This is a genomic window from Zoogloea sp. (genome assembly GCF_023150065.1).
Taxonomy (GTDB): domain Bacteria; phylum Pseudomonadota; class Gammaproteobacteria; order Burkholderiales; family Rhodocyclaceae; genus Zoogloea.
The window spans coordinates 244,095-250,501 of sequence record NZ_JAKLLN010000006.1 but is presented as its reverse complement, the minus strand read 5'-3'; the positions used below and the strand labels follow the sequence as shown (position 1 = coordinate 250,501).

Here is a 6,407-nt window from a genome sequence, read left to right as displayed (position 1 = left end):
CAGTGTGGCGGATCATCCTCTCAGACCCGCTACGGATCGTCGCCTTGGTAGGCCTTTACCCTACCAACTAGCTAATCCGACATCGGCCGCTCCAATCGCGCGAGGCCTTACGGTCCCCCGCTTTCTCCCTCAGGACGTATGCGGTATTAGCGTAACTTTCGCTACGTTATCCCCCACGACTGGGTACGTTCCGATGCATTACTCACCCGTTCGCCACTCGTCAGCGGTGCAAGCACCCTGTTACCGTTCGACTTGCATGTGTAAAGCATGCCGCCAGCGTTCAATCTGAGCCAGGATCAAACTCTTAAGTTCAATCCAAAAACTCCAGAAACTTGACGTTTCTGCAGATACTTCAATTTCTTCGTGGCTTCTGGTATAAACCAGTTACCCCTCAGAACCGAGCACCCACACCTATCGGTTGTTCATCTTTTTAAAGAACCGCTGCATCAGCAGCGAAGAGGTGCGCATTATACAGAGCTTTTAAACCCTGTCAAGCATTTTGTTTCGATCATTTCGTCACTACCGAAATCCAACACCGAAACAAAACCGCTTAACGCCGCAATCAGAGCTCTACATCAACCACCTGCCCCAACCACCCTCTTCACCGCTCCGGAGCACTTCATCGTGCGCCGCAGCGAAGAGAGGCCGAATTATAGACAATAATTCGGCAGAGTCAACACTTTCCTCGAAAAAAATTAAAACCCGCCAATTCCACTCAATAACTCGGCGCGCCCGCGTAGTTTTCGAAGCGCGTGAACTCTCCGAGAAAAGTCATCCGCACCGTTCCCGTGGAACCGTTCCGGTGCTTGGAAATGATCAACTCTGCCATCCCCTTGTCCGGCGAGTCCGGGTTGTAGATCTCATCCCGGTAAATGAACATGATGATGTCAGCATCCTGCTCAATAGCGCCAGACTCACGCAGGTCGGATGCGACCGGGCGCTTGTTCGGACGCTGCTCAAGACTGCGGTTGAGCTGGGATAGGGCGATGATCGGAACGTGCAGTTCCTTGGCCAGGGATTTCACGGAGCGGGAGATCTCTGACAGCTCAGCTGAGCGGTTGTCACTCTCCTTCAGGGAAGTCATCAGCTGAAGGTAATCAATGACGATCAGGCCGAGACGGCCACACTGCCGATGCAAACGCCGGCAGCGCGCCCGCAGGTCGGTCGGATTCAGACCCGGCGTCTCATCAATGAAGATCGGCGCCTCGTGCAGCTTGCCCAGAGCGTAGGTCAGCCGCTGCCACTCCTCGTCGGTCAGCTTGCCCGTCCGGATCTTGTGCTGGTCGATCCGCCCCACGGAGGAAAGAAAGCGGGTTGCCAGCTGCGTGCCCGGCATTTCCATTGAAAACACGGCGACAGGCAACCCGGCCTCGACGGCCACCGTCTCGGCGATATTGAGCGCCAGGGATGTCTTGCCCATACCCGGGCGCGCCGCCAGCACGATCATGTCGGACGGCTGCAGCCCCGAAGTCTTCTCGTCGAGATCGGCCAGGCCCGTGGGAACCCCTGTAATCCCCGCTGGCGAATCGCGGTCATAGAGTTCCTGAATACGATCGACAACCTGACCAAGAATCGGCTGGATGGGCACAAAGCCGCTCACGGTTCGCGCCCCGGCCTCCGCAATCTCGAACACCTTGGCCTCCGCCTCGTCCAGCAGGGTCTTGGCGTCCTTGCCCGAAGGCGTCAGCGCACTGGCCGCGATCTGGTCGCCCACCGACACCAGCTTGCGGAGGATCGCCCGCTCACGAATGATCTCCCCATAGCGACGGACGTTGGCAGCGGACGGCGTACTGTTGGCAATCTCCCCCAGATAGGCAAGACCACCGACGTGTTCAGCCTCGCCGTTCTTTTCCAGGGCCTCATAGACAGTCACGACGTCGGCCGGCTTGCCCAGCTCGATCAGCCGGGCGATCTGGCGGAAGATGCGTCGATGATCATCCCGGTAGAAGTCGGCTTCATTGACAATATCGCCGACACGCTCCCAAACGGTGTTGTCGATGAGCAACCCGCCCAGCAAGGACTGCTCCGCCTCAATGGAATGGGGGGGCAGGCGCAAGGCCGACATGACAGGATCTTCAGGCAGATTTTGAGAATTGCGCATGGGACATCAACCATCGAAAAACACCGACCTCGACCGGCCGGAAAACAAAAAAGGCTGCACGAGGCAGCCTTTTTTGACGAAAGAAGAGAAAACCTCTTCGATCAGCTCTCGCCGACCACTGCAACGTTGATGGTAGCAGTGACGTCGGTGTGAAGGGAGACCACCAGCTGGGTCTCGCCCACAACCTTGAGCGGGCCTTCCGGCATGCGGACGGCAGACTTCTCGACGGCGAAGCCCTTGGCCTTCAGCGCGTCGGCGACGTCGGCGTTGGTCACGGAGCCGAACAGGCGGCCATCCACGCCAGCCTTGCGGCTGATGGTGACGGCAGTGCCTTCGAGCTTTTCGCCTTCGGCCTGCGCGGCAGCCAGCTGCTCGGCAGCCAGACGCTCGAGCTCGGCACGGCGGGCTTCGAATTCAGCCAGGTTGGCGGCGTTGGCACGCTTGGCCTTGCCCTGGGGGATCAGGAAGTTACGGGCGTAGCCGTCCTTGACCTTGACCACATCACCCAGACCACCCAGGTTGACAACCTTGTCCATAAGAATGATTTGCATGCTGTCTCTCCGGGATTACTGGTGCAGATCGGTGTACGGCAGGAGCGCGAGGAAGCGGGCACGCTTGATCGCGGTGGACAGCTGACGCTGATAGCCGGACTTGGTACCGGTGATGCGCGCCGGCATGATCTTGGCGTTTTCGGTGATGAAATCCTTGAGGATGTCCACATCCTTGTAATCGATCTCTTCGATCTTCTCTGCGCTGAAACGGCAGAACTTGCGACGCTTGAAGAGGCTGCGACCGCCACGGTCGTCCTTACGCTTCATTGCTGGCTTGAATGCCATGATTCGTTCCTTCCAAAAATTCGATCGTATCGATGTGCAATACAGGTGTCCTGCTGCGCAGGCTTTTCGCTGCAAGGAAGCCGGTGATCCGGGCGCTACAACCGAGATGGGCGGCGGCGAGAAGGCTCGCCTTTTCACCCACGGCCACAACACTCAATTCAAGCCCCACTTCCCGCGGGACTCCGGCTTCCACCTGCTTCGAGCGGTGCTCGATACGCCCTGCCAGCACCGGCACACCGCCGGGGGAGTAACGCAGAGCCCCGACTTCGGTCAGGACACCATCAATCTGAAAACTATTGCTGCCCGAGTCCTGCAAATCAGGCGGCGGGCTGCTCTGCCGGCTTGGCCTCGTCGGATGCGGAGGTCAGGGAGCGAGCCTTTTCTTCCTTCATCATCGGCGACGGGGTGGTCACGGCCTTCTTCATGCGGATGGACAGGTGACGCAGCACGGCATCGTTGAACTTGAAGCCATGCTCCAGCTCGGCGATGGTGGGCTGATCGCACTCGATGTTCATCAGCACGTAGTGGGCCTTGTGGATCTTGTCGATCGGGTAGGCCAGCTGACGACGGCCCCAGTCTTCCAGGCGATGAACCTGGCCGCCCTGGGCGGTCACGAGGGAACGGTAACGCTCGATCATGGCGGGAACTTGCTCGCTCTGATCGGGGTGAACGATGAATACGACTTCGTAATGCCGCATGAGATCTCCTTCTGGATCAAAACCCTCCGTCATGCGAACGGTAGGGCAAGGTAAAAATCCGGACTCCCGCTTCAGGCTATGAAACGGGCAAGCCGGCGATACTGGCACAAAATAGCAAGAAAAACAAGACTCAGCGCTGAGTGGCGCATGCCCCCCGGGCAAGACTCACCCTGGAGCCACAGGTCCGGCCGATCTGCCCACAGATCCAGGCTGAGGTTTCCACCAGCGCATCCAGGCGGATGCCAGTCTCGATGCCAAGACCGTCGAGCATGTACACGACGTCTTCCGTGGCCACATTGCCGGAAGCCCCCGCCGCATAAGGGCAGCCGCCCAGACCGGCGATGGAAGCATCAAACGTGGCGACGCCGGCTTCGAGCGAGGCATAGATATTGACGAGGGCCTGACCATAGGTGTCGTGGTAATGCCCGGCGAGGCGGTCTACCGGCACCTTGCGGGCAACGGCATCCAGCATGCGGCGAGTCTTGCCCGGGGTTCCGACACCGATGGTGTCCCCCAGGCTGACCTCGTAGCAGCCCATGCCGAAGAGCGTCGCTGCCACATCGGCCACGGCATCGGGGGCGATATCACCTTCGTAGGGGCAGCCCAGCACGCAGGACACATAGCCCCGGACACGGATGCCGGCGGCCCGGGCCGCGTCCATCACGGGCTCGAAGCGCGCCAGGGACTCGGCAATCGAGCAGTTGATGTTCTTCTGGCTGAAGGACTCGGAAGCGGCGGCAAACACGGCAACTTCACGCGCCCCCGCCGCGAGGGCCGCCTCGAAGCCCTTGAGGTTGGGCGTCAGCACCGGGTAGTCCACGCCGGGCAGGCGCACGATGCGGGCCATGACCTCGGCGTTGTCGCCCATCTGGGGCACCCACTTGGGCGACACGAAGGACGTGGCCTCGATGGCGGGCAGGCCGGCCGCTCCCAGGCGGGCGATGAGTTCGACCTTGGTGTCGGTGCTGACGATCTGCTTCTCGTTCTGCAGGCCGTCCCGGGGGCCGACTTCGACGATGCGGACGCGGGGGGGCAGGTTCATGGCTTTCCTTGTGGGCTCAGGCGGTGGCGGCGTCTTGCAGGCCGAGGGTCTGCTTCATTTTCTCGCGGATCTGGAATTTCTGGATCTTGCCCGTCACCGTCATGGGGAAGCTGTCGACAAAGCTGATGTAGCGGGGAATCTTGTAGTGGGCGATCTGCCCCTGGCAGAAGGTCCGCACGTCGTCCTCCGACAGCCGCTGCCCTTCCCGCACGATGATCCAGGCGCACAGCTCCTCCCCGTACTTCTTGTCGGGCACCCCCACCACCTGCACGTCCAGGATGCCGGGGTGGCGATACAGGAACTCCTCGATCTCCCGCGGGTAGATGTTCTCGCCACCACGGATCACCATATCCTTGATGCGTCCGACGATGTTGCAGAAGCCCTCCTCGTCGATCACGGCGATGTCGCCCGTTCGCATCCAGCCGGCCCGGTCGATGGCCTCCGCGGTCTTGGCCTCGTCGCCCCAGTAGCCCAGCATCACCGAGTAGCCGCGGGTGCACAGCTCGCCCGGCGTGCCGCGGGGCACGATGCGGCCGTCGTTGTCGATGATTTTGACCTCGCAGTGGGGCTGGACCCGGCCCACCGTGGACACCCGCCGTGCGATGGGGTCATCGGTGCCGCTCTGGAAGCTCACCGGCGAGGTCTCGGTCATGCCGTAGGCGATGGTCACGTCCCGCATGTTCATGCGTTCGATGACCCGCTTCATCACCTCGGTGGGGCAAGGGCTGCCGGCCATGATGCCGGTGCGCAGGCTGGACAGGTCGAAGCCGGCAAAGTCCGGGTGATCGAGCTGGGCGATGAACATGGTCGGCACGCCGTAGCTGGCGGTGCACTTTTCCTCCGCCACGGCCTGCAGCACCGCCAGGGGCTCGAAGGCCTCGGCCGGATAGACCATGGTGGCGCCGTGGGTCAGGCAGCCCAGGTTTCCCATCACCATGCCAAAGCAGTGGTAGAGCGGCACGGGGATGCACAACCGGTCGCCAGGCACCAGGCGGATGGCCTCGCCCACGAAGAAGCCGTTGTTGAGGATGTTGTGGTGGGACAGGGTGGCGCCCTTGGGGTTACCCGTGGTGCCCGACGTGAACTGGATGTTGATGGGGTCGTCGAACTGCAGACGCTCACCCAGCAGTTCCAGCTCGCCCAGCTCATCACGGGACGGCGGCGCCAGCAGGGTGTCGAAGTTGAGCATGCCCGGCGTGCGCTCGGCGCCCATGCGGATGACGATCTCCAGCGTCGGCAACGTGTGGGCCCGCAGCAGGGCCGGCTCACAGTGGCTCAGCTCCGGAGCAAGGTCGGCCAGCATGCCCAGATAGTCGCTGCTCTTGAAGGCCGGTGACAAGATCAGCGCCCGGCAGCCCACCTTGTTGAGGGCGTACTCGAGCTCGCTGCGCCGGTAGGCCGGGTTGATGTTCACCAGCACCAGCCCGGCCTTGGCCGTGGCGAACTGGGTCAGCGTCCATTCCAGATTGTTCTGGGACCAGATCCCGATGCGCTCCCCGGGCCTGAGGCCCAGGCGGATCAGGCTGCAGGCCAGGGCATCGACCTTCTGGCGCAGGGCCGCGTAGGTCAGCCGCACGCCCTGGTGGCGGACCACCAGGGCTTCCCGCGCGCCATGCAGCGCACAGGCCGCATCAAAGTAGCGGCCGATGGTCTGGCCGATCAAGGGTTTGTCCGACGCACCGTGGACGTAACTCGCTTCACTCATGCTGTCTCCTCACACTCGTGTTGTG

At 61.7% G+C, this 6,407-nt stretch carries 7 protein-coding genes and 1 rRNA gene; all 8 read right to left on the bottom strand.

Annotated elements, in window-relative coordinates; genetic code table 11:
• Positions 1–312: ribosomal RNA gene (locus tag L6Q67_RS10180) — 16S ribosomal RNA — on the bottom strand; the annotation flags it as partial.
• Between the two features lie 403 nt (positions 313–715).
• Complete coding sequence (gene dnaB, locus L6Q67_RS10175; RefSeq protein WP_296568686.1) at positions 716–2,101, bottom strand: replicative DNA helicase; 1,386 nt, start codon at positions 2,099–2,101, stop codon at positions 716–718.
• 101 nt (positions 2,102–2,202) lie between these two features.
• Positions 2,203–2,652: a 50S ribosomal protein L9 gene (rplI, locus tag L6Q67_RS10170; RefSeq protein ID WP_296568683.1), complete on the bottom strand. Its 450-nt coding sequence runs from the start codon at positions 2,650–2,652 to the stop codon at positions 2,203–2,205.
• 15 nt (positions 2,653–2,667) lie between these two features.
• Positions 2,668–2,937 carry a 30S ribosomal protein S18 gene (gene rpsR / locus L6Q67_RS10165; protein ID WP_153162030.1) on the bottom strand — a complete coding sequence of 90 codons (270 nt, stop codon included), beginning with the start codon at positions 2,935–2,937 and terminating at the stop codon, positions 2,668–2,670.
• On the bottom strand, positions 2,909–3,253 hold the full coding sequence (gene priB, locus L6Q67_RS10160) for a primosomal replication protein N (protein WP_296568680.1): 345 nt from the start codon (positions 3,251–3,253) through the stop codon (positions 2,909–2,911). Before priB ends, rpsR begins: the two co-directional genes overlap by 29 nt.
• 1 nt (position 3,254) lies before the next feature.
• On the bottom strand, positions 3,255–3,635 hold the full coding sequence (gene rpsF, locus L6Q67_RS10155) for a 30S ribosomal protein S6 (protein WP_296568678.1): 381 nt from the start codon (positions 3,633–3,635) through the stop codon (positions 3,255–3,257).
• A 130-nt stretch (positions 3,636–3,765) separates the two neighbouring features.
• On the bottom strand, positions 3,766–4,677 hold the full coding sequence (locus tag L6Q67_RS10150; RefSeq protein ID WP_296568675.1) for a hydroxymethylglutaryl-CoA lyase: 912 nt from the start codon (positions 4,675–4,677) through the stop codon (positions 3,766–3,768).
• A 16-nt stretch (positions 4,678–4,693) separates the two neighbouring features.
• Positions 4,694–6,382 carry an AMP-binding protein gene (locus L6Q67_RS10145; RefSeq protein WP_296568672.1) on the bottom strand — a complete coding sequence of 563 codons (1,689 nt, stop codon included), beginning with the start codon at positions 6,380–6,382 and terminating at the stop codon, positions 4,694–4,696.
• Between the last annotated feature and the right edge of the window lie 25 nt (positions 6,383–6,407).

Coding starts and splice junctions, on each gene's coding strand:
- dnaB (WP_296568686.1), bottom strand. CDS start 2,101: ATGCGCAATTCTCAAAATCTGCCTGAAGATCCTGTCATGTCGGCCTTG.
- rplI (WP_296568683.1), bottom strand. CDS start 2,652: ATGCAAATCATTCTTATGGACAAGGTTGTCAACCTGGGTGGTCTGGGT.
- rpsR (WP_153162030.1), bottom strand. CDS start 2,937: ATGGCATTCAAGCCAGCAATGAAGCGTAAGGACGACCGTGGCGGTCGC.
- rpsF (WP_296568678.1), bottom strand. CDS start 3,635: ATGCGGCATTACGAAGTCGTATTCATCGTTCACCCCGATCAGAGCGAG.
- L6Q67_RS10150 (WP_296568675.1), bottom strand. CDS start 4,677: ATGAACCTGCCCCCCCGCGTCCGCATCGTCGAAGTCGGCCCCCGGGAC.
- L6Q67_RS10145 (WP_296568672.1), bottom strand. CDS start 6,382: ATGAGTGAAGCGAGTTACGTCCACGGTGCGTCGGACAAACCCTTGATC.